Source organism: Pseudomonas petroselini (assembly GCF_045037875.1).
Classification (GTDB): domain Bacteria; phylum Pseudomonadota; class Gammaproteobacteria; order Pseudomonadales; family Pseudomonadaceae; genus Aquipseudomonas; species Aquipseudomonas petroselini.
The window spans coordinates 6,777,456-6,803,435 of record NZ_CP173614.1 but is presented as its reverse complement, the minus strand read 5'-3'; the positions used below and the strand labels follow the sequence as shown (position 1 = coordinate 6,803,435).

Sequence of the window (25,980 nt, the reverse complement as noted above, 5' to 3'; positions counted from 1 at the left end):
AAAGATTGTCGCTAAACCCCGTTACACCTTAGGCTTCGGGCATCTATGGAGATGCCCGATGCCTATTCGTTATTTCATCAAACAACTGCTGCTGCCGCCCGGCATTTTCTTGCTGCTGCTGGCGTTTGCCTGGTGGTTTCGTCGCAGCCGCCCGCGCTTGGCGGCTGGCTGCTTCGCCCTGGGTTTGGGGGGCATGTGGCTGATCAGCCTGCCGGTGGCGGTGGAATGGGGCGCACGGGCGCTGGAAAGCGAGCCGCCGTTGGCCCGTGAGGACTGGTCGACCCTGGCCCAGCGCGCCGATGCCATCGTGGTCTTGGGCTCGGGGCGTGAACGCGGTGATCCGGCCTGGGGCACCGACCAGCCCACGGGTATCGGCCTGGAGCGCCAGCGTTATGCCGCACGATTGGCCAAGGCGTCCGGGCTGCCGGTGCTGACCACCGGCGGCCTGCATTACGGCACGCCGCCCAGTGAGGCGGCGTTGATGGCGGTGTCGATGCAGGATGACTTTGGCGTGACGGTGCGCTGGAAAGAAGAGCGCAGCCGTACGACCTGGGAAAATGCGCAGATGAGCGCCGAGATCCTACTGCCCGAGGGTATCAAGCGCGTGGTGGTCGTTACTCAAGCCTGGCATATGCCGCGTTCGGTGTGGAGCTTTGAGAAGGCCGGCTTTACCGTGGTGCCGGCACCCGTGGGTTTCCTGGGCGTGGACAACGCCAGGCCGCTGGGCGGGTGGATGCCGGAGTTCAAGTCGGTGTGGCAGAGCGGGCAGTTGATCAATGAAGCGGTGGGGCAGATAGGCTACCGGTTGTTTTACCGATAACACCGCAAATCCAAATGTGGGAGGGGGCTTGCTCCCGATCGCGGTGTATCAGTATCGGAGGTACCGACTGACATTCCGCTATCGGGAGCAAGCCCCCTCCCACATTAAGCTCGATTTGATTCTGTCAGACGGTTTTGGCCATCCGGCCCGCCAGCAATGCCCAACCAAACAACCCCAGGCACACGATGATCAACGGCCATGAACGCCATTGCAGGTACGGCGTGAGGTTGTGCATTGGCACGACTTCTCCGTAGAGGATGCCTCGCTCGAATTGCGGGATTTGCGCGGTGATCTGCCCAAAAGGGTTGATCAGGCCGGTCACGCCGTTGTTGGTGGCACGGATCATCCAGCGTCCGGCTTCCAGCGCACGCATCTGCGCCATTTGCAGGTGCTGCAGGGGACCGATCGAGCGGCCGAACCAGGTGTCGTTGCTGATGGTCAGCAGCAAATCGCTCTGGGCTGACAGCCCGGCAGCGAATTCCGGGTACACCACTTCGTAGCAAATGAACGGCGCAATCTGATAGCCCTTGGCCTGGAGCATCGCCTGGTCGGACGGGCCGCGCGCGAAGTCCGACATCGGCAGGTCGAAGAAGGCAATCAGGCCGCGCAGCATGTCCTGCAGCGGCACGTATTCACCAAAGGGCACCAGCTTCTGTTTCAAGTAGGTACCGTCGCCTTCGCCGACCACGGTGATGCCGTTGAAGTAGCGCTTCTGGTGGTGCACTTCCTGGCGGATCGGTACGCCGGTGATCAGCGCGGTGTGCCGGTCGGCGGCGAACTTGCCCATCATGCCCAGGTAGCCCTCTACGGACTCCTTGAGCACCGGCACCGCTGTTTCCGGCCACACCAGCAAATCGACACGCTTGGAACTGAAGCTCATGTCGCGATACAGCGCGAGCTGCGCGTTGAGCTGCTTCGGGTCCCATTTCATGCTTTGTTCGACATTGCCCTGAATGGCCGCCACGCTCAGCGGCGCGCCAGACGGGCTGGTCCAGGCGTGATGCTTGAGTGCCAGGCCGATCGCCCAGGGCGCTACCAGCAACACCAGGCCTGCGCCAATAAACGCGTTGCGCTTAGTGGCCAACAGGCGCGGCAGGTTGCACAGCAGCGCTGCGGTGAGCGCCAAGGCAAAGGAAATCAGCCACATGCCGCCCACGGGCGCCAGGCCAGTGAGGGGGCCGTCGAGTTGGCTGTAACCGGAGTACAGCCACGGGAAACCGGTAAGGAACCAGCCGCGAAATGCTTCCTGGCCGACCCACAACGCGGCAAACGTCAGCGCATCCGCCAACGGCGCCTCATTGCGGCGCAACCAGCGCGCCCACAGCCAGGCGGGCAGGGCGAAGAACCAGGCAATCGCGGCGGTAAACAGCAGCATCAAGAAGCCAGCCAGCAGCACCGAAGCGCCGCCGAAGTGGTGGATGCTGTAGTAGATCCAGCTGGTGCCGGCGCCAAACAGGCCGAAACCGAAGCACCAGCCACGGCCCAGCGCCTGCCGAGGGCTCAATTCACGCAGCCCTACATAGAAGAATCCGACCGCTACCAGTGCAAATGGCCACAGATCGAACGGCGCCAGCGCCAGTGTAGTGATAGCACCGGCCACCACGGCCAGCACATTACCGGGCCAGCCGGGAGCGGTGAGACGGCGCATTTCAGTCCTTAGCGAGCAATAGGTGTCAGGCGGATCAAGTGAATCCGGCGGCTATCGGCATTCAGGATGCGGAAGCGATAAGCGCCGATTTCGGTGGTTTCGTTACGTTTTGGCAGATGGCCAAACGCACTCATCACCAAGCCGCCGACGGTGTCGAACTCGTCGTCGGAGAATTCGCTGTCGAAGAACTCGTTGAAGTTCTCGATCGGCGTCAATGCCTTGATCAGGAAGTCACCGCTGGGCAGTGGCTTGATGTAGCTGTCTTCTTCAACGTCGTGTTCGTCTTCGATGTCGCCGACGATCTGTTCCAGCACGTCTTCAATCGTGACCAGGCCCGCCACGCCACCGTATTCGTCGATCACAATGGCCATGTGATTGTGGTTGGCGCGGAACTCGCGCAACAGCACATTCAGGCGCTTGGACTCAGGCACGAAGGTGGCCGGACGCAGCAGGTCCTTGATGTTGAAGCTGTCGCCATTCTCCTTGAGGATCAGCGGCAGCAGGTCCTTGGCCAGCAGGACGCCCATGACGTCGTCATGGCTTTCACCGATCACCGGGTAGCGCGAGTGCGCCGAGTCGATCACGGCCGGGAGGAATTCCCGTGGAGTCTGGGTCGCCTTGATGCTGATCATCTGCGAGCGCGGGACCATGATGTCCCGTACTTGCAGGTCAGCCACCTGGATGGCGCCTTCGACAATGGCCAGCGCTTCGCTGTCCAGCAACTTGTTCTGATGGGCCTCGCGCAGCAGCTCAAGCAGCTCCTGGCGGTTTTTCGGCTCGTGGGCAAAAGCCTGGGTCAGTTTACCCAGCCATGACTTCTGCCCGTTGCTCGATCGGTCTTCGCTCATAGCGATTACTCTGAATCCTTTATTGTTACAGTTGAGTGTTTTTAAGCGTCGTCGTCTGCATACGGGTCCGGATGACCCAATTCTGCAAGCAACGTTTGTTCCAGTGTTTCCATTTCCTCGGCTTCGTCATCGTCTATATGGTCGTAACCCAAGAGATGCAAGCAGCCGTGGATGACTAGATGAGCCCAGTGGGCCTCAAGTTCCTTGCCCTGTTCCTTCGCTTCGCGCTCCACCACCTCGACACAGATGACCAGGTCGCCCAGCAACGGGATATCCAGCAGTTCATCCGGCACGTCGGCGGGGAAGGACAGCACGTTGGTCGCGTAATCCTTCTGGCGCCAGGTGTGGTTCAGCTCGCGGCCCTCGGGCTCGTCGACCAGGCGAATGGTCAGTTCCGAGTCGGCGGTGCGCTGGCGCAGGGCCAGGGCGCACCATTCACGGAACTGCGCTTCGCTGGGGGCGGGCGCTTCGGTGGCCAGCTGCAGGTCTAGCTCAAGCATCGCGGCGCACGTCCTTGGCCGGCGCATCGTCGCGATGGTCGAAGCGCTCGTAGGCTTCGACAATACGCTGCACCAGCGGATGGCGGACCACGTCCTTGGGCATGAAGTGCGTGAAGCTGATGCCCGGTACGTCCTTGAGCACCTCGATCACCTGGGCCAGGCCCGACTTGGTGCCCTTGGGCAGGTCGACCTGGGTGACGTCGCCAGTGATCACGGCGGTAGAGCCGAAACCGATCCGGGTGAGGAACATCTTCATTTGCTCGACCGTGGTGTTCTGGCTTTCGTCGAGGATGATGAAGCTGTTGTTCAGGGTGCGCCCGCGCATGTAGGCCAGCGGGGCGATCTCGATCACCTGGCGCTCGATCAGCTTGGCCACGTATTCAAAGCCGAGCATCTCGTAGAGTGCGTCGTAGAGCGGGCGCAGGTACGGGTCGATCTTCTGGGCCAGGTCGCCGGGCAGGAAGCCGAGCTTTTCGCCCGCCTCGACCGCCGGGCGCACCAGCAAGATGCGGCGCACTTGCTCGCGCTCCAGTGCGTCGACCGCGCAGGCCACGGCCAGGTAGGTCTTGCCGGTACCGGCGGGGCCGATGCCGAAGTTGATGTCGTTGCCGAGGATTTCCTTGACGTACTTCTGCTGATTCAAGCCGCGCGGGCGAATCATGCCTTTTTTGGTACGCAGGGCCACGCTGGCTTCGGCCACAGGGTTGTTGGCCAGGTCTTCCACTGCCGATTCCTGCAGGTACAGGTGCACCGTTTCCGGCGACAGTTCACTGCCTTTGGTTTCGCGGTAGAGACGGCGCAGCAGGTTTTCTGCGGACGTGGTGTGTTGAGGTTCACCAATGAGCTCGAACTGATTGCCGCGGTTGCGGATCTCGATGCTCAGGCGTTGTTCGATCAGGCGCAGGTGCTCGTCGAACTGTCCGCACAGGTTGGCGAAACGGCGAGCCTCAAAAGGCTCGAGGAGAAAACGATGGGGTTCTACTATGGGTGCGTTCAAGGTCGCTTTTAGCCGCCCTTTGGCTGTTGAGGTGAAATAGAGAATAACGCCAGAGGCGCGGGTACGAAAGCACTTATCTAACCCTGATGCCATGCAGTTCAAATGTGGGAGGGGGCTTGCCCCCGATAGCGATGTGTCAGCAATAAATGTGTGATCTGATTCGCCGCCATCGGGGGCAAGCCCCCTCCCACATTGACTCGGTGTTAATCAGGTCATTATTGCAACAACGACCCACGCAACGAATGGGGCTGAGCCGCATCGATGTGCACATCGGCAAACTGGCCGATCAGGGTCGGATTGTCGCAACGGAAGTTTACGATTCGGTTGTTCTCGGTACGGCCCTGCAGTTCACCCGGGTCTTTTTTCGAATAGTCGGTGACCAGGATGCGCTGGGTGGAACCGACCATTTGTCGGCTGATCTCGAAACCCTGCTGGTTCAAGCGATGTTGCAAGGCGTTGAGACGCTCTTTTTTCAGCGCTTCCGGGGTTTCATCCACCAGGTCGGCCGCCGGGGTGCCGGGGCGCTGGCTGTAGACGAACGAGTAGGAGAAGTCGAAACCGACGTCTTCGATCAGCTTCATGGTCTGCTGGAAGTCTTTCTCGGTTTCACCGGGGAAGCCGACGATGAAGTCCGAGCTGATGCAGATGCCCGGCACCGCCGCGCGCAGTTTGCGCAGTTTGGATTTGTATTCCAGTGCGGTGTGGTTGCGCTTCATCGCTGACAAAATGCGGTCCGAACCCGACTGCACCGGCAAGTGCAGGTGCTTGACCAGTTCCGGCACTTCGGCGTGGGCTTGGATGAGGCTGTCGGAGAATTCCAACGGGTGCGAGGTGGTGTAGCGAATCCGCTCGATACCGTCCACCGCTGCGACCACGCGGATCAGCTCCGCCAAGTCGGCCAGGCGGCCGTCCTGGGTCAGGCCGCGATAGCCGTTGACGTTCTGGCCCAGCAGGGTCACTTCGCGCACGCCGTTTTCGGCCAGGTGGATGATTTCCGACAGCACGTCGTCAAATGGCCGGCTGACTTCCTCGCCACGGGTGTAGGGCACCACGCAGAAAGTGCAGTACTTGCTGCAGCCTTCCATTACCGACACATAGGCGCTCGGCCCGTCGATACGCGGCTCGGGCAAGTGGTCGAACTTTTCGATTTCCGGGAACGAGACGTCAACCTGCGGCAGCTTGGTGATACGGGCGGCGTCGATCATTTCCGGCAGTCGGTGCAGGGTCTGCGGGCCGAAGACCACGTCGACATAGGGCGCGCGGTCGCGGATCGCAGCGCCTTCCTGGCTGGCCACGCAACCGCCGACGGCGATCACCATGTCCGGGTTGGCCAGCTTCAATTCGCGCCAGCGGCCCAGCTGCGAGTACACACGGTCCTGGGCCCGCTCGCGGATCGAGCAGGTATTGAGCAGGATCACGTCGGCATCTTCGGCGCGGGCGGTGACTTCCAGGGCCTGGTGTTCACCCAGCAAGTCGACCATGCGCGAGCTGTCGTACTCGTTCATCTGGCAACCGTGGGTTTCGATGTAAAGCTTCTTGGCCATGGGAATCGTCAACTGGTGGTAAAGAACCGCGCATTATAGGGGTCATGCCCATCGGTTCCTAGCGCTGTGCATCGGGTGCCATGCTATAGTTCGCGCCCTCTTTTATATCCCCCATGTGTTCCTCGCCCACCATGACCAAACGTGAAGCTCCAATCTATAAGGTGATTTTCCTCAACCAGGGCCAGGTGTTCGAAATGTACGCCAAGCAGATCTATCAGAGCGATCTGTGGGGTTTCCTGGAGGTGGAAGAATTCGTCTTTGGCGAGCGCACCCAGTTGGTCGTCGACCCGGGCGAGGAGAAGCTCAAGGCTCAGTTTGAAGGCGTGGTGCGCAGTTTTGTGCCGATGCATTCGATTGTGCGCATCGATGAAGTCGAGCGCCTGGGCACGCCGAAGATCAGCGAGGCGCGGGGCACCAGCAATGTGATGCCGTTTCCGATGCCGATGCCTGATAAGTAAAGTTCATTGTAAATTTGTAGGACGCTTCTGAAATGTTCCTGTTGTGCATGGACATTCTGCTGGAAAAGTAGCAGTTTTCGTCTGTGCGCCGAGGGCGTCATAGATGCATTAATAATAAAACGCCTCGAAGTTTCCCTTACTTCAGCACAGTTACATCTCGCCATTAGTTAACACCGAGTTTCTTAATCACGCAGTCATTTACGAACGTACCTGTTCGGGAGTAGCCCTGTGCGCGATCCTCGCTATGACATCCTGTTTGAACCGGTACAAATCGGCCCGGTTCGCACCCGCAATCGCTTTTATCAAGTTCCCCACTGCAATGGCATGGGCCATGTGCATCCATCGGCCATGGCACGCATGCGTGGGGTAAAAGCCGAAGGCGGGTGGGGCGTGGTGTGTACCGAGGAGTGTGAAATCAGCCCGCTGAGCGAGTTCTCTCCCTACATAGAGGCGCGCTTGTGGGATGAACGCGACATCCCGGCACTCGCGCGGATGTGTGAGGCGGTCCACCAGCACGGTTCGCTGGCCGGTGTCGAGTTGGCGTTCAATGGCTACTCCGCCCCCAACCGCTACAGCCGTGAAATCCCCTGGGCACCCTCCCATACGCCGGTGCGTGGTTACGACCCCGTACAGGCGCGGGCCATGACGCGTGCCGATATCCAGCAGTTGCGCGCCATGCACCGCGCGGCCGCATTGCGGGCGCGGGAGGCAGGTTTTGACATCATTTATGTGTATGCCGGGCATGACCTGAGCGTGCCGTTCCATTTCCTCACGCCTCGCAACAATCGGCGGACCGATGAGTACGGCGGGGTGTTGGAGAACCGCGTGCGGCTGCTGCGCGAGCTGATTGAAGACACCCGCGATGCGGTAGGAGACCGGTGTGCTGTGGCGGTCCGCCTGGCGGTGGATGAGCAGACAGCGGGTGGCTTGAGTCGCGAGGGCGAAGGCGCTGAGATTTTCTCGATGTTGGCGGACTTGCCGGATTTATGGGATGTGAATGTCGCCGATTGGTCCAACGACAGCATGACGTCGCGCTTTGCCCCGGAGGGGTACCAAGAGGCCTTCCTGTTGGGGCTCAAGGCGCTGACCCGCAAGCCGGTGGTCGGTGTTGGGCGGTTTACCTCGCCGGACACCATGGTCTCCCTGGTCCGCCGCGGCGTACTCGACCTGATTGGCGCGGCCCGCCCTTCGATTGCCGATCCTTTTTTGCCGAAGAAGATTGAAGAGGGGCGCGCGGAGGAAATTCGTGAGTGCATAGGCTGCAATGTGTGTGTCAGTAGCGACCACACCAGCACGCCTTTACGTTGCACCCAGAACCCGACCATGGGCGAGGAGTGGCGGCGCGGCTGGCACCCCGAGTCGGTCCAGCGAGCGCATAAGCCTGGGCGCGCGCTGGTGGTCGGCGCCGGGCCCGCCGGGCTCGAGTGCGCACGGGTACTGGGAGCGAGGGGGATGGATGTAGCGCTGACCGACAGCCTGCGCACGCTGGGTGGGCGTGTGGCGCTGGAGGCTCGCCTCCCCGGACTGGCGAGTTGGGCACGGGTTATCGACTATCGACTGGATGCCCTGAGCCGCCTGGCGTCGGTCGAGATTTATCGGGAAAGCCCCTTGCAAGTCCAGGACGTGCTCGATTTCGCGGCCGAGCACGTGTTTATCGCCACCGGCTCACACTGGCGGCGGGACGGCTTGGGACGCGCCCTGCGTCATCCGTTACCGGGCCTGGAGTGCCTGCCCGTGCTGACGCCGGACGACGTGATGGCCGGTGTGTTGCCGCCGTCACCGGTGCTGCTGTTCGACGATGATCACTATTACATGGGCAGCGTGCTGGCCGAGTATTTGGTGGCGCGGGGTGTGGAGGTGATCTTCGTTACGCCGGCGGCGGATGTGGCGACCTGGACCCATAACACCCTTGAGCAGCATCGCATCCAGCGTCGCCTGCTGGAGTTGGATGTCACGATCCTCGCGTCCCACACGCTGGTCGGCGGCATGCCGGAAGGCGTGATCGCCGGGTGTGTCTACACCGAGCGAACCCGCTTCATTCCCGCAGCGTCCTTGTTGTTGGTCACCTCGCGAGCGCCCGAGCAAGCGTTGTATCAGGCGTTGCATAACGCCCCCGAACAGATGCGCGCGGCCGGTATCACCACGCTGACGTTGATCGGCGACTGCGTGGCGCCGGGCACCCTTGCAGCAGCGGTGTATTCAGGGCATCGCATGGCACGAGAGTTTGATATGCCTGCTGATTCCTTAGTTGTACGTCGAGAGATTCCTTTTATCGAAGTGTAGTCAGTCCTGCTGTTTCATTAATAGCGAGGAATACAATAATGAAAAAAATACTCCTGATGTTATTCGTCACACTGTTTATAAACACGCCTCTCTTTGCCAACGAATATACGGTAATACGTTTCGGTGTTGATCCCAACTACGCCCCGTTTGCTTACAAGGACAGTAAGGGAGCGTTGACAGGTTTCGAAGTTGATGTAGGCACTGCCATTTGCAGTAACCTCAACGTTCGTTGCCAATGGGTCGAAAGCGACTTCGACGGCCTGATCCCCAGCCTGAACGCCGGCAAGATCGATGCGATCCTGGCTTCAATGACGGTCACTGACGCACGACAGAAGGTGATCGATTTCTCCTCGGAGGTTTTTTCCAGCCCCACCGCCATGGTGTTCCGCCCAGGCACCGAGTTGTCCAAGGGCAAGGCCGTAGGCTATTTGCAGGGCAGCACCCAGGAAGCCTACGCCCGGCAAGTGCTCGCCAAACAAGGCATGAGGATCGTGGCTTATGCCGATCAGGAGCAGGTGTATGCCGATCTGGTGGCGGGTCGTTTGCACGCTTCACTGCAGGATGCCCAGCAGGCGCAGAGCGGTTTTTTACACTCCGACCAAGGTGCGAAGTTTGTACTGGGGCCGTTGATTGAAAGCGAACTGATGCCTTCCAAAAGTGCCATCGGCATCGCCAAAGGCAATCAGGCCTTGAAAACCCTGCTGGATAAAGGGCTGGCGGCGCTACACGCTGATGGTACTTATGCCCGGCTGCAAGAGCAGTATTTCCCGGGTGTGAGCATGTTCAGCGGCCAATGACCGGCGAGGGCGCAAAATGCTACCCACTTTTACGCAATTCGCCGCGACCCTGGACGGTTTTGCGCCGCTGTTATTGCGCGGTGTCTGGGTCACGCTGCAACTGGCGTTGCTGTCACTGCTGCTGGGGCTGGTCTTCGGCTTGCTGGGGGCCGGCGCCAAGTTGTCCAAGGTCAGGACCTCGCGCATCTGCGCACAGCTCTACACCACCCTGATCCGTGGGGTACCGGACCTGCTGTTGATGTTGTTGATCTTCTACGGGCTGCAAACAGGCTTGAGTCGTCTGACAAAGGCGGCGGGCTGGGTCTACATCGAGATCGACCCTTTCAGCGCTGGCGTGCTGACCCTGGGGTTTATCTACGGCGCCTATTTCACAGAAACCTTTCGCGGCGCCTTGCTGGCCGTGCCCCGCGGCCAGTACCAGGCCGCCAAGGCCTTGGGGATGACCTTCAGCCAGGGTTTTGTGCACGTAATATTCCCTCAAATGATGCGCTTCGCCCTGCCTGGGCTGGGCAATAACTGGATGGTTTTGCTCAAGGCCACTGCGTTGGTGTCGATCATCGGCTTGGCGGACTTGGTCAAAGTGGCCCAAGTGGCGGGCAAAAGCAGCCAGCAGTTGTTGGCCTTTTTGCTACTCGCAGCGTTGATCTACTTGGTGCTCAGCAGTGTTTCAAACGCCGCATTGCGCTGGCTGGGGCGCCGCTACGGCGCCGGTGTGCAGGAGGCATCATGATGATTGAGCTGATCCAGGAATACTGGCGACCATTCCTCTATTCCGACGGTCAACAATTGACCGGCCTGGCCATGACCTTGTGGCTGACCAGTGCCTCGCTGTGTTTCGGCCTGCTGCTGGCATTGCCGTTGTCCATTGCCAGGGTGTCGTCCCGGCGTTGGCTGCGCTGGCCGGTACAAAGCTTTACCTACCTGTTTCGCGGCACGCCGCTGTATATCCAGTTGCTGATCTTCTACACCGGTATCTACAGTATTGCCGCGGTGCGTGAGCAGCCGTTGCTGGATGGTTTTTTCCGCGAAGCACTGAACTGCACGCTGCTGGCGTTCGCCCTTAACACCGGCGCCTACACCACGGAAATACTGGCGGGCGCCATTCGTGCGATGCCGCGCGGTGAAATCGAGGCCGCGCGATCCCTGGGGTTTGACGGCTGGAAGCTCTATGTCCACCTGATCATGCCCTCGGCCTTGCGCCGCTCATTGCCGTATTACAGCAATGAAGTGATCTTCATGCTGCATTCCACCACGTTGGCGTTCACGGCCACGGTGCCGGACATCCTCAAAGTGGCCCGGGATGCCAACGCCGCTACCTTCCTGACCTTCCAATCATTTGGCCTCGCCGCAGTCCTTTACCTGTGCATCACCTTTGCCTTGGTCGGTCTGTTCCGCCTGGCTGAACGGCGTTGGCTGCGCTTTCTTGATCCCGGCCGATAGGGGGCCGATATGCAGACTCAAGTGCACGCATTACTGGCGGCTGTGCCGGGTACGGCGCGGCAGATCCATAGCTTTCATTACGGCCCCCTCCATGCGGCGGGCAAGGTCTACCTCCAGGCGGCGCTGCACGCCGATGAACTGCCGGGGATGCTGGTTTTATCGCACCTCAAGCAGCAGCTCGCGTATCTGGAGGCGGCCGGGTTGTTGCGCTGGTCGGTCGTACTGGTGCCGATAGCCAACCCGCTGGGGTTGGAGCAAGTGTTGATGGACGTACCGCAGGGACGCTTCGATAACGACAGCCGGGAGAACTTCAATCGGTTCTTCGTGGATGTCAGCCAGCAGGTCGGTGATTGCGTGCAAAGCCTGTTGACTGATGAGCCAGCCGGCAATCTGCAATTGATCCGTTCGGTCCTGAGGCAGACGCTTACCCGCCAAGTGCCGGCGACGTCATTGCAATCCATGCGCTTGGCCCTGCAGGCGCTAGCCTGTGACGCCGATATCGTGCTGGACCTGCATTGTGATTTCGAAGCCGTACAGCACTTGTATCTTTCACCGGATTTCTGGCCACAGGTGGAGCCCTTGGCCCGCTACCTGGGGGCTAGAGCCTGCTTTCTGGCAAAAGAAGCCGGTGGGCAATCGTTCGATGAGTGCTTTACGTTGTTTTGGGCGCAGATGCAGGCGCGTTTTGCCGGGCGCTTTGCGGAGCCAGGGTTCGCCGTGACCGTGGAATTACGCGGTGTTGCCGATGTGGACCACGGGCTGGCGCGTCAGGATTGTCAGGCGTTGATCAACTACCTGATTCAGCGCGGTGCCATTGATGGCCAGGCGCCGCAGCTACCGCCATTGCTCAGCCCGCCCACACCGCTGGCGGGCGTTGAGCCGGTGATGAGCCCGGTGGGAGGCTTGATCGTGTTTTGCGCGAAGGTGGGGGATTACCTGGCGGCGGGGCAAGTCCTGGCGGAGATTATCGATCCGATCACCGACCGCGTGACGCCCATTGCGTGCAGGCGTGAAGGGCTTTTGTATGTCAGGTCCGTGCGGCGAATGGCGACTGCGGGTATGACGATTGCCCATGTCGCAGGCACGAAGGCTTACCGGCAGGGGTATCTGTTGTCGCCTTGATAATCAGGGCAGGGGGGAGAAGGGCGAACGCCCATCCGCGCTCTGCAGTTCCTGCAGGTAATTACGGAAAATCTGGCCGAGTACCTGGGTCGCCACTTCGAGTTCATCGCGCTGCATGTGCTCGGCCACTTCGTCGGCCGTATCCAGCGCATCTTCCGCACCGTTGACCGCCGCCATTTTCAGCACGATATACGCTTGGACGTTATTGGCCGGTACGCCTTCGCCTTTGAAGAACATGTTACCCAGCTCGAATTGCGCTTGCGCATGGCCCTGCAACGACGCTTTCTCGAAGTAGCTCAAGGCTTTGTTGAGGTCGCGTGCAGGGTTTTTGCTGTCGTGGAAGTACTCGCCCAACTCGTATTGCGCTTGCGCATCCCCGCCGTCAGCCTGTTTCTGGCACGCGCTCAGGGATTCGGCCTGGCTGTCTGGCTGGGTATTGAGGGTGCAGCGACCCATCGCTGGGATTAACAACGAGTTGCCGCCTGCTTGTGCATGTGCCAGCAGCGGCTGAAGGAGCAACAGGCAGCCCAGAACCAGGGTGCGGCCGGTGCGTTTCATGGGAATCGACTTACCTCTGACGGGGCACGCGGACCCTCGTGGGATCCAATAAGCGCGCATTATGAAATAAGCAGGCCTCTGCTTACAAAGTCTTTACTCGTTTTTCTGCTGGTTGGGCAAGTTATCTGCCGGATTGCAGGTAATTTCTCGAAAAAACTCGGAAAGCTCTGTAGGCAAAGTAGCAAATCAGACACCGTTTGGGCGGTGTCTGATTTTTGCGGCCAATTATTTCAGTGCGGCGAAGGCGCGTTCAGCGGCGTCGAGGGTCAGTTTCAGCTCGGCATCGCCATGGGCGATTGAGGTGAAGCCGGCCTCGAAGGCGCTCGGCGCCAGGTACACGCCGCCTTCCAGCATCAGGTGGAAGAAGCGTTTGAACAGGTCGGCATCGCTGCCCATCACGTCATCAAAGGTGACGATATCGTCGGCACCGCTGAAGTACAGGCCGAACATACCGCCCGCCTGGGTGGTAACAAAGGGGATACCGGCGGCATCGGCGCGCTGTTGCAGGCCGTCGAGCAAGCGCGTGGTGTAGTCGGTCAGCTCGGCGTGGAAGCCTGGACGGCTGATCAGGCGCAGGGTGGTCAGGCCGGCGGCCATCGCCAGCGGGTTACCGGACAAGGTGCCGGCCTGGTACACCGGGCCCAGCGGCGCGATGTGCTGCATGATCTCGCGTTTACCGCCGAAGCAGCCCACCGGCATGCCGCCGCCGATGATCTTGCCGAAGGTGCTCAGGTCCGGCGTGACGCCGTAGTGAGCCTGGGCACCGCCGAGGGCGACACGGAAACCGGTCATCACTTCGTCGAAAATCAGCACCACGCCGTGCTTGTCGCACTGCTCGCGCAGGCCTTCGAGGAAACCCGGCGCCGGCGGTACGCAGTTCATATTGCCGGCCACCGGCTCAACGATGATGCACGCCACGTCCTGGCCCACTTCATTGAGCATCTGCTCGACGGCGGCGATGTCGTTGAACGGCACTGTCAGGGTGTGTTTGGCAAACGCCGCCGGGACACCGGCCGAGCTCGGCACGCCCTGGGTCAGCAGGCCGGAGCCGGCTTTCACCAACAGGCTGTCGGAGTGACCGTGGTAGCAGCCTTCGAACTTGATGATGCTGTCGCGGCCGGTGAAACCACGGGCCAGGCGGATCGCGCTCATGGTGGCTTCGGTGCCGGAGCTGACCATGCGCACCATTTCCATCGACGGCACGATGGCGCACACCAAGTCCGCCATTTCGGTTTCCATGGCGGTCGGCGCACCGTATGACAGGCCGTGTTCCAGCTGCTTGCGCACCGCGTCCAGCACGTCCGGGTGGCTGTGGCCGAGGATCATCGGGCCCCAGGAGCCGACGTAGTCGACGTAGCGTTTGTCATCTTCGTCGGTGACGTAGGCGCCTTCGGCATGCTTGAAGAACAGCGGCGTGCCGCCGACGCTCTTGAACGCACGCACGGGGGAGTTCACACCGCCGGGGATGTGTTTCTGGGCATTGGCAAACAGCGTTTCGGAACGGGACATGAGGGGGCTCTCTAAACTGAAATTTTAAGCAGATCGTTGAACGCGCGAGCGCGGCGCGTGACTTCCTGCGTACTGTCGGCGCCAAACAGGCCGTGCACCACCGCCAGCAAGTCGGCGCCGTGCGCCACCAGCGGTTCGGCGTTCTCCAGGGTGATGCCGCCGATTACGCAGATTGGCAGCTGCACGCGCGCACGGGCCTGGGCCAGCATCTCGACCGTGGCAGCCGGAGCGCCGGGCTTGGTGTTGGAATTGAAGAAGCGGCCGAAGGCGACGTAGCTGGCGCCTTCCTTGGCGGCCTGCTCGGCCAGTTCGATCTGGCTGTGGCAGGTCGAGCCGATAATGGCCTTGGAGCCCAGCAGTGCGCGGGCCGGGGTCAGTGGGCCGTCGGTCTGGCCCAGGTGCACGCCGACGCCGAGGCGCGCGGCCAGTTCAGCGTCGTCGTTGATGATCAGTTGGGTCTTGTAGCGCGAGCACAGCTCCCGCAGCTTTTCGGCTTCGCGCAGGCGGCGGGCTTCGTCGCTGCTTTTGTCGCGGTACTGCAGCAGGGTCACGCCACCGTCCAGCGCCGCTTCGACGTAGGCGAGGAATTTGCCGGCCAACAGTTGGCTGTCGGTAATGGCGTAAAGGCCACGTAGTTTCATCAGGCAGGCCTCGTGCTTTTAAGAGCAGAAATCCAGCGGCAACCGGCGCGGTACAAACTGGCCCTGGCCGAGTTGTTCAGCGTCACGCAGGGTGCGCCAAGTGTAGTTGAGTGCCGATTGCACGGCGCTGACCAAGCCTTCGCCGTGGGCAATCCGACCAGCCAATGCACTGGCCAGCGTGCAGCCCGAACCATGATAGCTGCCGGGCAGGCGCTGGCAGGTAAAGGTCTGGCGCGTGCCGTCGCGGCTGTATAAGCGGTTGTGCACTTCGTGCTCGTCGCCGTGGCCGCCGGTGATCAGCAGGTGCTTGATATACGGCAGCAGCTTCTCGGCGCATTCGTCCGCGGTGCCTTCAGGCAGTTCAGCGAGGATGCGCGCTTCGGGCAGGTTCGGCGTGGCAATCAGCGACAGCGGTAACAGCCGCTCGCGCATCGCATAGCCGACTTCGTCCTTGCCCAGGCTGCCGCCGCCGCCGGCACGCAGCACCGGGTCGCACACCACCGGCAGATGCGGATGCGCCTGCAGCAGCTCGACCACGGTGTCGACCATCGCGGTGGAGCCGAGCATGCCCAGCTTGACCGCCGCCACGTCCGAGTCGCTGAGCACGGCATTGGCCTGGGCCAGTACCCACTCGCGGTCGAGCACGCGGAAATCGCTGACATTGACGGTGTTCTGCACGGTCAGGGCGGTGACGGCCGGGGCCGCATGGCAACCCTGGGCGAGCAGGGCTTCGATATCTGCCTGCAAGCCGGCGCCACCACTGGGATCATGGCCGGAGAGACAGAGGACAACGGGGCGAGAGCTGTAGGTATTCATGGTGCGCGAGCTTACCACCAAACGCTTTTGGCGGGGCCGTCTGGCGATGGTTGAATTTTGTCCGGATTACCGCGCTTTTTTGGCACGGTGCTGGCCGTTAAAACCGTCTGGGACGCTTGTTCTAGAGCCTTTCAAAAAATTATTTCAATGGTGTCCAATAGCCTTTAATGGCTATGCTAGAGTGGATCCAAACGACTAACTGTATGACCGGTGTACGTCATCTCAAAAGGAATGGGGGGGCTTTTTGACATAACCGGACAGGCCACGCTGGGGCTCTATGCGCTATTTGCTGATTTTATTGTTGTGCGGGCTGCCGATGCTCGCCAGCGCCATCGAGTTCAACCAGGACACGCGAAGCCTGCCGCTGGGCCGAGCCATGCAAGTGCTCGAAGACCCGACCGACGCCCTCACGATTGCCGACGTCAGCGCGCCTTCCGCCGCCACGCAGTTCAAACCCCACGATAAAGACACGCTGAACGCCGGCTACTCGCGCTCGGTGTTCTGGCTGAAGGTCAATCTGCATTACCTGGCCCAAAACCCCGACGTGCAACGCACCTGGTTGCTGGAGCTGGCGTACCCGCCGCTCGACCACCTCGACCTCTACCTGCCCGACAGCACCGGCACCTACCGCCTGGCCGGGCGCACGGGGGATGCGCTGCCGTTTTCCGCCCGTGAGATTCGCCAGAACAACTACCTGTTCAAGGTCGACTTCACGCCGGGCGAGACAAAAACCGTCTACCTGCGCCTGCAAAGCGAGGGTTCGATCCAGGCGCCATTGACGCTCTGGTCCAGCACGGCCTACCTGGAACAACAACCGCTGCGCCTGTATGTGTTGGGCCTGATCTATGGCGTGTTGCTGGGGATGCTGGTCTACAACCTGTTCATCTACCTCAGCGTGCGCGACACCAGCTACCTTTATTACATCTTGTATATCGCTTCGTTCGGCATGTATCAGCTGTCGGTGAATGGCGCGGCGGTGGAGTATTTCTGGCCGAACACCCCCTGGTGGGCGAATGCCGCGACGCCGTTCCTGATCGGTGCGGCAGCGCTCTTCGGCAGCTTGTTTGCACGCAGCTTTTTGCACACCGCCCAGCACAGTCGCTGGATCAACCGTCTGCTGCTGGCGCTGGTGGCGGGTGGTGGCGTAGTGATGCTGTTGTCGTTGATGACCAGCTACGCCCTGGCGCTGCGCCTGGCCACCGGTTTGGCATTGGTGTTTACCGTGACCATCTTTGTCGCCGCCATCAAGGCCTGGTATTGCGGCCAGCGGGTGGCGCGCTATTTCATCATCGCCTGGTCGGCGTTCCTGCTGGGTGGGGTGGTGAATACCCTGATGGTGCTGGGCTACCTGCCCAATGTGTTCCTGACTATGTACGCCAGCCAGATCGGCTCCGCCATTGAAGTGGCGCTGTTGTCCCTGGCCCTGGCCGACCGCATCAACGCCATGCGCGAACAACAGGCACAGATCCTCTTCGATGCCAGCCAGAAGCTCGAGGTGCTCAACGCGCAACTGGCCCGCAGCAACCGGCTCAAGGATGAATTCCTCGCCACCCTGACCCACGAACTGCGCACCCCCATGAACGGTGTGATTGGCTCCCTTGAGCTGATGCAAACCGTGCCCCTGGACGCGGACCTGGCGCAGTACCAGCAAACCGCCGCCGGTTCGGCGCGGGACATGATGCGCATGGTCAACGGCATTCTCACCCTGACCGAATTGCAGGCCGGACGCCTGAATGCCCAGCCCCAGGTGTTCAGCCTGCGCGGTACGCTCGACACCTTGCGCCAGCAGTTCAGCGCCAGTGCACAGAGCAAAGGCCTGGCGTTTTCCATCGACGTGGCGGACGAACTGCCGGACCGTGTGCTGGGTGACGCCGACAAACTGCTGCAATGCCTCGATTGCCTGCTCGATAACGCGTTCAAGTTCACCCACGAAGGCTCGGTTCGCCTGCGGGTGGTCGGCGTGCCCCACAGTGACGGTGGCTTGCGCCTGAGCTTTATCGTCACCGACACCGGTATTGGCTTCGCTTTCCTCGACGAGGCTACGCTGTATCAGCGTTTCTTCCAGCTCGATGGTTCCACCACCCGCGAATACGGTGGCCTGGGTATCGGCCTGGCCATTTGTCGGCAGCTGATCGAGTTGCTGGGCGGGCGCCTCACTCATCATTCCGAACCGAGCAAAGGCAGCCGCTTCCAGCTGGAAATGAAAGTCAGCCTGCTGCCGGCCGAATCCAGCCCCGTCCCGGATAAGCAGCGCGCCCCGCAGGACTGCTCGGTGCTGCTGGTGGATGACAACAGCGTCGGCCAACTGGTGGTACGCGGCATGCTGCTCAAGCTCGGCTATCGGGTGAAAACCGTAGACAGTGGGCCGAATGCACTGGCGGCCTTGCAGGGTGGGAATTTCGACGCGGTGTTGTTGGACCTTCCAGAAGGTGGCTTCTCATTGTGCTGTCAGATCCGTGCACTGCCTGGCTGTGGCGAGTTGCCGGTAATCGCCTTGAGTACCTCACTGAATGTGTCGGAGCGCGAGCACTGCCATGGCATCGGCGTCTCCGAACGCCTCGCCAAACCCGTACGTTTCGAGGCCTTGCAGGCGGTGTTGGCGCGGCGGTTGCTGGGCACGGTAGAGGGCGAAAGCGCCGGACATTCGGCGGGTATGCCACTGTTTTAAGGCGTATGACGGTGCTTAACTGAAATTCAGGCCTCAAATAAACGTGGCCTTTTCCAGGAGGCCCGTCATGAACCTGCATCAGTTCGCCGAAACCCACGACGTCACCAACCAGCCCCCGTCCCTGGACGGCACCAACCTGTACCGCATCGATTTGCCCCTGCAGGAATGGTCGCGCCGCTTTGGCGCCGGCTGGGCACACGCGCGCATTGATGCGTATGGTGCGCTGGCCGGCGGGCCGCTGATGGAGGCCGGATTCCTGGCGAACCAGAACAAACCGGTGTTCAGCAGCCACGACCGTTATGGCCATCGCATCGACCTGGTGGAGTTTCACCCGGCTTACCACGAGCTGATGCGCACGGCCGTCGAGCACGGCCTGCCGTCGCTGCCGTGGGCTCATCCGCAGTCCGGCGCCCATGTGGCCCGCGCCGCCATGACCTACCTGCACAGCCAGGCCGAAGCGGGCACCGGCTGCCCACTGACCATGACCTTCGCCTGCGTGCCGGCCCTGCGCCTGCAACCGGACCTTGCGAAGACCTGGCTGCCGAAAATCCTCAGCACCGACTATGACCCGCGCAACGTCGGTATCGCCCATAAGGCCGGTGCCACCATCGGCATGGCCATGACCGAGAAACAAGGCGGCACCGACGTGCGCGCCAACACCACCCGTGCTTACCCCGTAGGCGCGGGCGGCCCCGGCCAGGCGTATGAACTGGTGGGCCACAAGTGGTTTTGCTCGGCGCCGATGTGCGATGCCTTCCTGACGCTGGCCCAGACCGACAAGGGCCTCACCTGTTTCCTGCTGCCCCGGCACCGCCCGGATGACACGCGCAACGAGTTCTATATCCAGCGCCTGAAAAACAAGCTCGGCAACTGCTCCAATGCCTCCAGCGAAGTGGAGTTCCGTGGCGCCTTGGCCTGGATGATCGGCGAGGAAGGTCGTGGCGTGCCGACCATCATCGAGATGGTCGCCATGACCCGCTTTGATTGCATGGTCGGCTCCAGCGCCCTGATGCGCCAGGCGCTGACCCAGGCCAGCCATCATTGTGCCCATCGTTCCGTGGGTGGCCGCGTGCTCAGCGAGCAACCGCTGATGCAAAACGTGCTGGCCGACCTGGCGCTGGAAAGCGAAGCCGCACTGGCCTTGAGCCTGCGCATGGGGCGGGCGCTGGATCACCTGGGTGATGAGCAGGAAGCCAAGTTTTCCCGCCTGGTGACAGCGGTGGGCAAGTATTGGATCTGCAAGCGCGCCCCGGCGATGATCAACGAAGCCGCCGAGTGCATGGGCGGTGCCGGGTATGTCGAGGACAGCATATTGCCGCGTCTGTACCGTGAGGCGCCGGTGAATTCGACGTGGGAAGGTTCCGGCAATGTGCAGTGCCTGGACGTGCTGCGGGCGTTGTCGAAAGAGCCGGGTGTGTTGGAGGCGCTGTTTGTGGAGTTGGGGGATGGGCATGGCGACCGGCTGTTGGCGCGGCATATCGAACAGCTGAAGTCGGCGTTCATGGACACCCAGGACATCCAATACCGCGCGCGGCAGCTCACCGAGGACATTGCCGTAGCGCTGCAGGCCAAGTTGCTGCTCGAGGCGGGGATTGCGGCGGTGAGTGATGGGTTTATCGCCAGTCGGTTGGGCGAGTCGTCCGGCCGGGTGTATGGCACCTTACCGCGAGGCGTTGATGTGGCGGCTCTCGTCGCCCGCTCCACCCCCAATCCATCGATGTAAATGCGGTAAAAATGTGGGAGGGGGCTTGCCCCCGATAGCGGTTTGTCAGCGATAGAGGTGTTGGCTGACAGTCAGCTATCGGAGGCAAGCCCCCTCCCACATTTACTGCATTCCAACTCTGGTGTTTCGGTGCGGCCGGGATACAGGCAAGATAAAGGCCTGCAAGTCAGAACACAGGATGCTTACCGTGACCGAAGCTTTTGTTGTCGTTCAAACCGCCGAAGAGGCCGTCGATCGGCTGGCGGCTCTGCATGAGCGTGCTACCGGCGCGCTCAATCAAGCCCTCAAGCAATACCTCAAAGACCGCGTCGAGCCCGACGCCGCACAACGTGCGCTGTTTCGCTACCCGGAACTGCGCCTGACCTACCACTGCCACGGCGAAGTCCCTCAGACCACCCGCGCCTATGCCAAGGTCCAGTTGCCGGGGACCTACAGCGTCACCGTCACCCATCCTGCAGCGTTTCGTAAGTACCTGCTGGAACAACTGGTGCCGCTGATGCACGACTTCACCGTGACGGTGGAAGTCGGCGTCAGCCAGCAGAACATCCCGTACCCGTACGTGGTGGAGCAGGGCGACGAACTGGCCGGCTCCGGCGTGACCGCTGCGACCCTGGCGCGTGTGTTCCCCAGCACCGACCTGTCGGCCGCCACCGATGGCATCGCCGATGGCCTCTACGATTGGGAAAACACCGACCCGCTGCCCCTGGCGCTGTTCGATGCTGCCCGCGTGGATTTCTCGTTGCGTCGCCTGGTGCATTACACCGGCAGTGACTGGCGCCATGTACAGCCGTGGATCCTGCTGACCAACTACCACCGTTATGTCGACCAGTTCATCCTGCATGGCCTGGAGCAACTGCGCAGCGACCCGCGCTTTATCCGCATGGTGCTGCCGGGCAACGTGGTGATCGACAAGGCCATGGACCACGGCGAAGCGTCGGCGATTGCCGCAGGCGTGGTGTGGCACCGTTACCAGATGCCGGCCTATCACCTGCAAGCCACTGATGGCCACGGTGTGACCCTGGTGAATATCGGCGTCGGCCCGTCCAACGCCAAGAACATCACCGACCACTTGGCGGTGCTGCGCCCGCATTGCTGGCTGATGATCGGCCACTGCGGCGGACTGCGCCAATCCCAGACTATCGGCGATTACGTACTGGCCCACGCCTACATGCGCCGCGACGGGATTCTCGACCGGGTGGTGCCGCCGAATATCCCGATCCCGGCCTTGGCCGAAGTGCAGATGGCCTTGCAGCAGGCGGCGGCCAATGTCACCGGCGAAAAAGGCGAAGAGCTGAAAAAACGCCTGCGCACCGGCACCGTATTGACCTACGACGACCGTAACTGGGAACTGCGCTGGGCCCAGGAGCGCCCGCTGATCAACCTGTCCCGCGCCGTCGCCGTGGACATGGAAAGCGGCACCATCGCGGCCCAGGGTTATCGCCTGCGGGTGCCGTACGGCACGTTGCTGTGTGTGTCGGACAAACCGCTGCACAGCGAAATCAAGCTGCCGGGTTCGGCCAACGCGTTCTATGAGCGTGCGGTGAGCCAGCACTTGAAGATCGGCATTGAGGCCGTGGATTTGCTGCGTACCGAACTTAACTCGCTGCACTCGCGCAAACTGCGCAGCTTCGACGAACCGCCGTTCCGCTAAGCGGTTGGGATGGTTATTTAACGGTCAGGCCACTAGCATTGTCGGTCCTGACCGTTAGATGTTCCTTTGCCATGTCCCGTCCCTCCCGTCCCGATTCACGCCGCCCTGGTGTGAAACCCCCGTATTCCGCTGCGCGGCGTGTCGCCAAGGCACCACCGGCCGAGCCGAAGTTGATCCTGTTCAATAAGCCGTTCGATGTGCTGACCCAGTTCAGCGACGAAGGCGGGCGCGCGACCCTCAAGGATTTTATCGACATCCCCGGTATCTACCCGGCGGGCCGCCTGGACCGTGACAGCGAAGGCCTGTTGCTGCTGACCAACGACGGCCAGTTGCAAGCGCGGATTGCCGACCCCAAGCACAAACTGGCGAAAACCTACTGGGTGCAAGTGGAAGGCGAGCCCACCGAAGAGCAGCTGCAACGCTTGCGCGACGGCGTAGCGCTTAACGACGGCAAGACCTTGCCCGCCGAAGCGCGGCTGTTGGAAGAACCGGCGTTATGGCCACGTAACCCGCCCGTGCGCTTTCGCAAAAGCGTGCCGACCCATTGGTTGGAATTGGTGATTCGTGAAGGACGTAACCGCCAGGTGCGGCGTATGACGGCGGCCGTGGGCCTGCCCACGTTGCGCCTGGTGCGTGTACGAATTGGCGATTGGACAATCGATGGCCTGGATCAGGGCCAATGGAAAGAAGTGCCGGCGCACTTATAAAGCGCCGGACTCGATCAGGCCGATCACCACGCTCTTGATGATGAACGCGGCCACGCCCAGGCCCAGTACGAAGAACAGGATGAACGAGCCAAAGCGCCCGGCCTTGGACTTCTTCGCCAGGTCCCAAACGATAAAGCCCATGAAAATGATCAGGATCGTGACCAGGCCGGTCATCATCCATTCTTCGAAGAGGGCGGGGTCGATGTTGTTCACGGGGTATTTTTCCGACAGGGCAGGCGGGAAGTATACGGCAGCGTTACAGACGCAACATTGACCTGGATCGAAGTGCAATCCAAATGTGGGAGGGGGCTTGCCCCCGATAGCGGTGGGTCAGTTGATAAATAACTGACTGACACTCAGCCATCGGGGGCAAGCCCCCTCCCACATTTGACCTTCACCGATCTTAAGTGCGCAGGTGGGTCAGGGGCAGTTCGGTGCTGTTCAATACCTGATTGAGCACAAAGCTGGAACGCACGCTGGTCACGCCTTCAATGCGGGTCAAATGCCCCAGCAGCAGTTTCTGGTAGTGATCCATGTCCGGCACCACCACTTTCAACTGATAGTCAGCATCCATCCCCGTCACCAAGCTGCACTCCAGCACCTGCGGCAGGGTGCGGATCGCCGCTTCAAAATTCTCGAAGCGCTCGGGGGTGTGGCGGTCCATGCCGATCAGCACGTAAGCCGTCAGGCTCAGCCCGAGCATCTTGCGGTCGAGCAAGGCGACCTGACGGGAGATGTAGCCGTCGTCCTCCAACTGCTTGACCCGGCGCGAGCACGGCGACGGCGACAAGCCGATGCGTTCGGCCAACTCTTGGTTGGAGATCCTCGCGTCGCGCTGCAATTCCGCCAAAATACTCAGGTCGTATCGGTCAAGCTTGCTCATTGGGATGGCCTTTGTCGTAACTATTGCGGTGAATTATCCATGAAGGGTTAAAAATTGCGCAAGCACTGTTTATTGACGCAATCTTCGCAATCATCTGTCGGGCGCAGGCGGGTATCTTTATCAACAGAATCACCGCCTGGACAACAGTCCACAGCAGCTCGCCCAATCAGGCCTGCTGCGGCCGCCACCCCAGCAGGGTTGAGCCGGCCTCCAGGCTGCACACTGTCCACAAGACGGCGTGAGGTGAGCCAACGTCAAAAGCGTTGAGCCAGGACGAAGTTCTCAAGGGGTGGCCGACGGGTCACCCCTTTTCTTTTGCCTGCTGATAACCTGTGCGAGAACCGGGCCTGGCTTTTCCAGTCTCATGGACAGGCCCTAATCCGCAGTGAGGAATAGCATGAAGCGCATCTGGCGTTTGGCAGGTGTAGGTTTGCTGATGGTCACCGTTGGCGCCCAGGCAGTCGCTGACGAGCGTGACAACGCACCGCGCGGTGACGGCGGTGGTCAGCATGAAAGAGGGCCGGAGGGCGGTCGGCCTGGTGGAAATGAACAGCCGCGTCCGCAGAACAACCCACCGCGCCCGCAAAATGCCCCGCAACGGCCGGAAAACACTCAGGCCCGGCCCGAAAACAATCAGCCGCGCCCACAGAATCAGCATTTTGATCGCGGTGGCCAGAATGGTGGTGGCCAATGGCAGGGGCGCCCCCAAGGCAATGAGCAGGGGCGACCGGTGCAACCGCCGCAACCGCAACCGTCGAATAACCTGCCGATCCAGAGTCGCCCCGACACCGTGCGCCAGACCCAGGAACCCCGGCAGGGTTATTACCGCGACATCCCTCGACGCAATGATGGCAACTCGCACTGGGAAGCCGGCGGCCCAGGCTCTCGCCCCGGTGACAACCGCTGGCCAGGCCGCCCCGACGGGCACGGCAATGGCTGGGGCCCAGGCCCGCAACATCGCCCCGGCTACGTGGTCGACCGCTTCCCCGATCATAATTACCGCGTGCCTTACCGTGGCCAGGATTACTTCTACTCGGGCGGCTACTGGTACCGCCCGCAAGGCCCACGTTATGTGGTGGTGACGCCGCCGTATGGCATCCGCGTGCATTCCCTGCCGGACTATGCGCGTGAAGTGTGGATAGGCAGTGCGCTGTTCTTCCTCGCCGCGGGCTCTTACTACACCTACGAAAGCAGCTCCCAGCAGTACGTGGTGGTGCAACCGCCGACCGCCGTGCCGTCGCCACAGCCTGCGCCGCAAGGTAATGGCTATGACGTGGTGGCGTATCCCGCCAACGGCCAGTCACCAGCCCAGGTGCAGCAGGACGGTTATGACTGTTATCGCTGGGCGGTGCAGCAAAGTGGTTTCGACCCGCAGCAAGTGACCTACGCCCCCGACCCGGCGGTGGTGCAAACCTACCGCCAGGCCCAGGGCAACTGCCTGAGCAGTCGCGGTTATCAGGTGCAGTACTAGGCTTTATTGCCCGTGACCACTTCCCGCGGGTCGGCGTGCACCAGCACTTCGGCGCGCGGGTAGGCTTTGTGAATGGCATCGGCGGCCTGGTCGCTGATGCCGTGGGCCACTGACAGCGTCAATTCACCCGGCAGTTCCAGGTGCAGTTGCACAAACCAGTGGCTGCCGGAAATCCGCGTGCGCAAATCATGCGCACCCAACACCCCGGGTACGCCACGGGCCAGTTCCAGCATGTGCTGGCTGACGTCCGGCGGCAGCTCTTCATCCATCAGCACCGCAAAGCTTTCCCGGGCGATCTGGATCGCGCTCCACAAAATGTAGGCGGCGATGCCCAGGCCAAACCAGGCGTCGACTTGATGAAAGCCCATGCCCGCCAGCACCAGTGCCACGAGAATGCTGCCGTTGAGCATCAAGTCGGAGCGGTAGTGCAGCGAGTCCGCACGCACGGCGTTGGAGCCGGTTTCGCGGATCACCCGGTGTTGCAGCATCAACAGCGCCACCGTCAGTACCAGGGAAAAGATGATCACGCCAATGCTTAACCACGGCGCGCCCACCGGCTCTGGATGTTGCAGGCGCTCGTAGGCCTGGAACGCGATCAATACCGCACTGCCGCCGATAAACAGCGCCTGGGCCATGCCCGACAGCGACTCGGCCTTGCCATGCCCGTAACGGTGATCGTCATCGGCCGGGCGCAGGGCGTAATGCACCGCGACCAGGTTCAGCAGCGAAGTCACGCCGTCCAGCAGGGAGTCGGTCAAGCCGGCGAGCATGCTCACCGAGCCGCTGAGCCACCAGGCGATGGCCTTGGTGATAATCAGTGCACAGGCCACGCCCACCGACGCGCGGGTGGCCAGGCGCAGGAGCCTGGCGTGTTCGGGGCTGATGGTCATAGACGG

The 25,980-nt window shown here is 61.4% G+C and carries 24 protein-coding genes; 12 read left to right on the top strand and 12 right to left on the bottom strand.

Annotated elements, in window-relative coordinates:
• Positions 1-58: 58 nt before the first annotated feature.
• Positions 59-820, top strand: a complete 762-nt coding sequence (locus tag ACI512_RS31415) for a YdcF family protein (RefSeq protein WP_064052968.1) — start codon at positions 59-61, stop codon at positions 818-820.
• A gap of 124 nt (positions 821-944) precedes the next feature.
• Here ACI512_RS31415 and lnt read toward each other — a convergent pair whose 3' ends face one another.
• The 5 genes from lnt to miaB all read right to left on the bottom strand — a co-directional run bounded on the left by lnt (position 945) and on the right by miaB (position 6,357).
• On the bottom strand, positions 945-2,468 hold the full coding sequence (gene lnt, locus ACI512_RS31410) for an apolipoprotein N-acyltransferase (protein WP_236382873.1): 1,524 nt from the start codon (positions 2,466-2,468) through the stop codon (positions 945-947).
• A gap of 8 nt (positions 2,469-2,476) precedes the next feature.
• On the bottom strand, positions 2,477-3,316 hold the full coding sequence (locus ACI512_RS31405) for an HlyC/CorC family transporter (RefSeq protein WP_010206772.1): 840 nt from the start codon (positions 3,314-3,316) through the stop codon (positions 2,477-2,479).
• Between the two features lie 41 nt (positions 3,317-3,357).
• Positions 3,358-3,816 carry an rRNA maturation RNase YbeY gene (gene ybeY, locus ACI512_RS31400; protein WP_046036575.1) on the bottom strand — a complete coding sequence of 153 codons (459 nt, stop codon included), beginning with the start codon at positions 3,814-3,816 and terminating at the stop codon, positions 3,358-3,360.
• A complete protein-coding gene (locus tag ACI512_RS31395; RefSeq protein WP_015886050.1) occupies positions 3,809-4,813 on the bottom strand; it encodes a PhoH family protein in 1,005 nt (334 codons plus the stop codon). Before ACI512_RS31395 ends, ybeY begins: the two co-directional genes overlap by 8 nt.
• 215 nt (positions 4,814-5,028) lie before the next feature.
• On the bottom strand, positions 5,029-6,357 hold the full coding sequence (gene miaB / locus ACI512_RS31390) for a tRNA (N6-isopentenyl adenosine(37)-C2)-methylthiotransferase MiaB (protein WP_015886049.1): 1,329 nt from the start codon (positions 6,355-6,357) through the stop codon (positions 5,029-5,031).
• Positions 6,358-6,488: 131 nt separating this feature from the next.
• Here miaB and ACI512_RS31385 point away from each other — a divergent pair, with 131 nt between their 5' ends.
• From ACI512_RS31385 to ACI512_RS31360, 6 genes are all read left to right on the top strand, one after another.
• Positions 6,489-6,815 carry a DUF1820 family protein gene (locus ACI512_RS31385; RefSeq protein ID WP_064052965.1) on the top strand — a complete coding sequence of 109 codons (327 nt, stop codon included), beginning with the start codon at positions 6,489-6,491 and terminating at the stop codon, positions 6,813-6,815.
• A gap of 228 nt (positions 6,816-7,043) precedes the next feature.
• A complete protein-coding gene (locus tag ACI512_RS31380; protein WP_236381006.1) occupies positions 7,044-9,098 on the top strand; it encodes an FAD-dependent oxidoreductase in 2,055 nt (684 codons plus the stop codon).
• Between the two features lie 38 nt (positions 9,099-9,136).
• A complete protein-coding gene (locus ACI512_RS31375; RefSeq protein WP_231809680.1) occupies positions 9,137-9,895 on the top strand; it encodes a transporter substrate-binding domain-containing protein in 759 nt (252 codons plus the stop codon).
• A 16-nt stretch (positions 9,896-9,911) separates the two neighbouring features.
• Positions 9,912-10,625, top strand: coding sequence for an ABC transporter permease (locus ACI512_RS31370; protein ID WP_064052962.1), 714 nt, complete (start codon positions 9,912-9,914; stop codon positions 10,623-10,625).
• The gene (locus tag ACI512_RS31365) at positions 10,625-11,335 is read left to right on the top strand and encodes an ABC transporter permease (protein WP_236381015.1); all 711 of its coding nucleotides are present in this window, start codon (positions 10,625-10,627) and stop codon (positions 11,333-11,335) included. Before ACI512_RS31370 ends, ACI512_RS31365 begins: the two co-directional genes overlap by 1 nt.
• Positions 11,336-11,344: 9 nt before the next feature.
• On the top strand, positions 11,345-12,457 hold the full coding sequence (locus tag ACI512_RS31360; RefSeq protein WP_231809681.1) for a succinylglutamate desuccinylase/aspartoacylase family protein: 1,113 nt from the start codon (positions 11,345-11,347) through the stop codon (positions 12,455-12,457).
• Between the two features lie 3 nt (positions 12,458-12,460).
• On the opposite strand, the gene ACI512_RS31355 is transcribed toward ACI512_RS31360, so the two are convergent.
• The 4 genes from ACI512_RS31355 to ACI512_RS31340 all read right to left on the bottom strand — a co-directional run bounded on the left by ACI512_RS31355 (position 12,461) and on the right by ACI512_RS31340 (position 15,981).
• Positions 12,461-13,015 (bottom strand): tetratricopeptide repeat protein, encoded by a 555-nt coding sequence (locus ACI512_RS31355; protein ID WP_015886048.1) that lies wholly within the window; start codon positions 13,013-13,015, stop codon positions 12,461-12,463.
• A gap of 225 nt (positions 13,016-13,240) precedes the next feature.
• Entirely contained in the window at positions 13,241-14,524 is a 1,284-nt protein-coding gene (gene hemL, locus ACI512_RS31350) for a glutamate-1-semialdehyde 2,1-aminomutase (protein WP_236381008.1), read from the bottom strand.
• Between the two features lie 11 nt (positions 14,525-14,535).
• Positions 14,536-15,165, bottom strand: coding sequence for a thiamine phosphate synthase (gene thiE, locus ACI512_RS31345; protein ID WP_015886046.1), 630 nt, complete (start codon positions 15,163-15,165; stop codon positions 14,536-14,538).
• Between the two features lie 18 nt (positions 15,166-15,183).
• Positions 15,184-15,981 (bottom strand): hydroxymethylpyrimidine/phosphomethylpyrimidine kinase, encoded by a 798-nt coding sequence (locus ACI512_RS31340; protein WP_064052959.1) that lies wholly within the window; start codon positions 15,979-15,981, stop codon positions 15,184-15,186.
• A 277-nt stretch (positions 15,982-16,258) separates the two neighbouring features.
• Between ACI512_RS31340 and ACI512_RS31335 the strand changes: the two genes are divergently transcribed.
• The 4 genes from ACI512_RS31335 to ACI512_RS31320 all read left to right on the top strand — a co-directional run bounded on the left by ACI512_RS31335 (position 16,259) and on the right by ACI512_RS31320 (position 22,730).
• A complete protein-coding gene (locus ACI512_RS31335; RefSeq protein ID WP_236381010.1) occupies positions 16,259-18,649 on the top strand; it encodes a hybrid sensor histidine kinase/response regulator in 2,391 nt (796 codons plus the stop codon).
• A gap of 67 nt (positions 18,650-18,716) precedes the next feature.
• Positions 18,717-20,372 carry an acyl-CoA dehydrogenase family protein gene (locus tag ACI512_RS31330; protein ID WP_236381011.1) on the top strand — a complete coding sequence of 552 codons (1,656 nt, stop codon included), beginning with the start codon at positions 18,717-18,719 and terminating at the stop codon, positions 20,370-20,372.
• 178 nt (positions 20,373-20,550) lie between these two features.
• On the top strand, positions 20,551-22,023 hold the full coding sequence (gene amn / locus ACI512_RS31325) for an AMP nucleosidase (RefSeq protein WP_162471075.1): 1,473 nt from the start codon (positions 20,551-20,553) through the stop codon (positions 22,021-22,023).
• 71 nt (positions 22,024-22,094) lie between these two features.
• Positions 22,095-22,730, top strand: coding sequence for a pseudouridine synthase (locus ACI512_RS31320; protein ID WP_236381012.1), 636 nt, complete (start codon positions 22,095-22,097; stop codon positions 22,728-22,730).
• Here the strand turns inward: ACI512_RS31320 and ACI512_RS31315 are convergent.
• Positions 22,725-22,934 (bottom strand): DUF2788 domain-containing protein, encoded by a 210-nt coding sequence (locus ACI512_RS31315; RefSeq protein ID WP_025999909.1) that lies wholly within the window; start codon positions 22,932-22,934, stop codon positions 22,725-22,727. The two genes, ACI512_RS31320 and ACI512_RS31315, sit on opposite strands and share 6 nt — an antisense overlap.
• A gap of 199 nt (positions 22,935-23,133) precedes the next feature.
• A complete protein-coding gene (locus ACI512_RS31310) occupies positions 23,134-23,613 on the bottom strand; it encodes an Lrp/AsnC family transcriptional regulator (protein WP_003176264.1) in 480 nt (159 codons plus the stop codon).
• A 397-nt stretch (positions 23,614-24,010) separates the two neighbouring features.
• Between ACI512_RS31310 and ACI512_RS31305 the strand changes: the two genes are divergently transcribed.
• Positions 24,011-25,084, top strand: a complete 1,074-nt coding sequence (locus tag ACI512_RS31305) for a DUF6515 family protein (protein WP_231810345.1) — start codon at positions 24,011-24,013, stop codon at positions 25,082-25,084.
• Here ACI512_RS31305 and ACI512_RS31300 read toward each other — a convergent pair.
• A complete protein-coding gene (locus ACI512_RS31300) occupies positions 25,081-25,974 on the bottom strand; it encodes a cation diffusion facilitator family transporter (protein WP_236381013.1) in 894 nt (297 codons plus the stop codon). The two genes, ACI512_RS31305 and ACI512_RS31300, sit on opposite strands and share 4 nt — an antisense overlap.
• Between the last annotated feature and the right edge of the window lie 6 nt (positions 25,975-25,980).

Excerpts from the sequence above, each read along its gene's own strand:
- ACI512_RS31415 (WP_064052968.1), top strand. The coding sequence starts at position 59 with ATGCCTATTCGTTATTTCATCAAACAACTGCTGCTGCCGCCCGGCATT.
- lnt (WP_236382873.1), bottom strand. The coding sequence starts at position 2,468 with ATGCGCCGTCTCACCGCTCCCGGCTGGCCCGGTAATGTGCTGGCCGTG.
- ACI512_RS31405 (WP_010206772.1), bottom strand. The coding sequence starts at position 3,316 with ATGAGCGAAGACCGATCGAGCAACGGGCAGAAGTCATGGCTGGGTAAA.
- ybeY (WP_046036575.1), bottom strand. The coding sequence starts at position 3,816 with ATGCTTGAGCTAGACCTGCAGCTGGCCACCGAAGCGCCCGCCCCCAGC.
- miaB (WP_015886049.1), bottom strand. The coding sequence starts at position 6,357 with ATGGCCAAGAAGCTTTACATCGAAACCCACGGTTGCCAGATGAACGAG.
- ACI512_RS31385 (WP_064052965.1), top strand. The coding sequence starts at position 6,489 with ATGACCAAACGTGAAGCTCCAATCTATAAGGTGATTTTCCTCAACCAG.
- ACI512_RS31375 (WP_231809680.1), top strand. The coding sequence starts at position 9,137 with ATGAAAAAAATACTCCTGATGTTATTCGTCACACTGTTTATAAACACG.
- ACI512_RS31370 (WP_064052962.1), top strand. The coding sequence starts at position 9,912 with ATGCTACCCACTTTTACGCAATTCGCCGCGACCCTGGACGGTTTTGCG.
- ACI512_RS31365 (WP_236381015.1), top strand. The coding sequence starts at position 10,625 with ATGATTGAGCTGATCCAGGAATACTGGCGACCATTCCTCTATTCCGAC.
- ACI512_RS31360 (WP_231809681.1), top strand. The coding sequence starts at position 11,345 with ATGCAGACTCAAGTGCACGCATTACTGGCGGCTGTGCCGGGTACGGCG.
- ACI512_RS31355 (WP_015886048.1), bottom strand. The coding sequence starts at position 13,015 with ATGAAACGCACCGGCCGCACCCTGGTTCTGGGCTGCCTGTTGCTCCTT.
- hemL (WP_236381008.1), bottom strand. The coding sequence starts at position 14,524 with ATGTCCCGTTCCGAAACGCTGTTTGCCAATGCCCAGAAACACATCCCC.
- thiE (WP_015886046.1), bottom strand. The coding sequence starts at position 15,165 with ATGAAACTACGTGGCCTTTACGCCATTACCGACAGCCAACTGTTGGCC.
- ACI512_RS31340 (WP_064052959.1), bottom strand. The coding sequence starts at position 15,981 with ATGAATACCTACAGCTCTCGCCCCGTTGTCCTCTGTCTCTCCGGCCAT.
- ACI512_RS31335 (WP_236381010.1), top strand. The coding sequence starts at position 16,259 with ATGCGCTATTTGCTGATTTTATTGTTGTGCGGGCTGCCGATGCTCGCC.
- ACI512_RS31330 (WP_236381011.1), top strand. The coding sequence starts at position 18,717 with ATGAACCTGCATCAGTTCGCCGAAACCCACGACGTCACCAACCAGCCC.
- amn (WP_162471075.1), top strand. The coding sequence starts at position 20,551 with ATGCTTACCGTGACCGAAGCTTTTGTTGTCGTTCAAACCGCCGAAGAG.
- ACI512_RS31320 (WP_236381012.1), top strand. The coding sequence starts at position 22,095 with ATGTCCCGTCCCTCCCGTCCCGATTCACGCCGCCCTGGTGTGAAACCC.
- ACI512_RS31310 (WP_003176264.1), bottom strand. The coding sequence starts at position 23,613 with ATGAGCAAGCTTGACCGATACGACCTGAGTATTTTGGCGGAATTGCAG.
- ACI512_RS31305 (WP_231810345.1), top strand. The coding sequence starts at position 24,011 with ATGAAGCGCATCTGGCGTTTGGCAGGTGTAGGTTTGCTGATGGTCACC.
- ACI512_RS31300 (WP_236381013.1), bottom strand. The coding sequence starts at position 25,974 with ATGACCATCAGCCCCGAACACGCCAGGCTCCTGCGCCTGGCCACCCGC.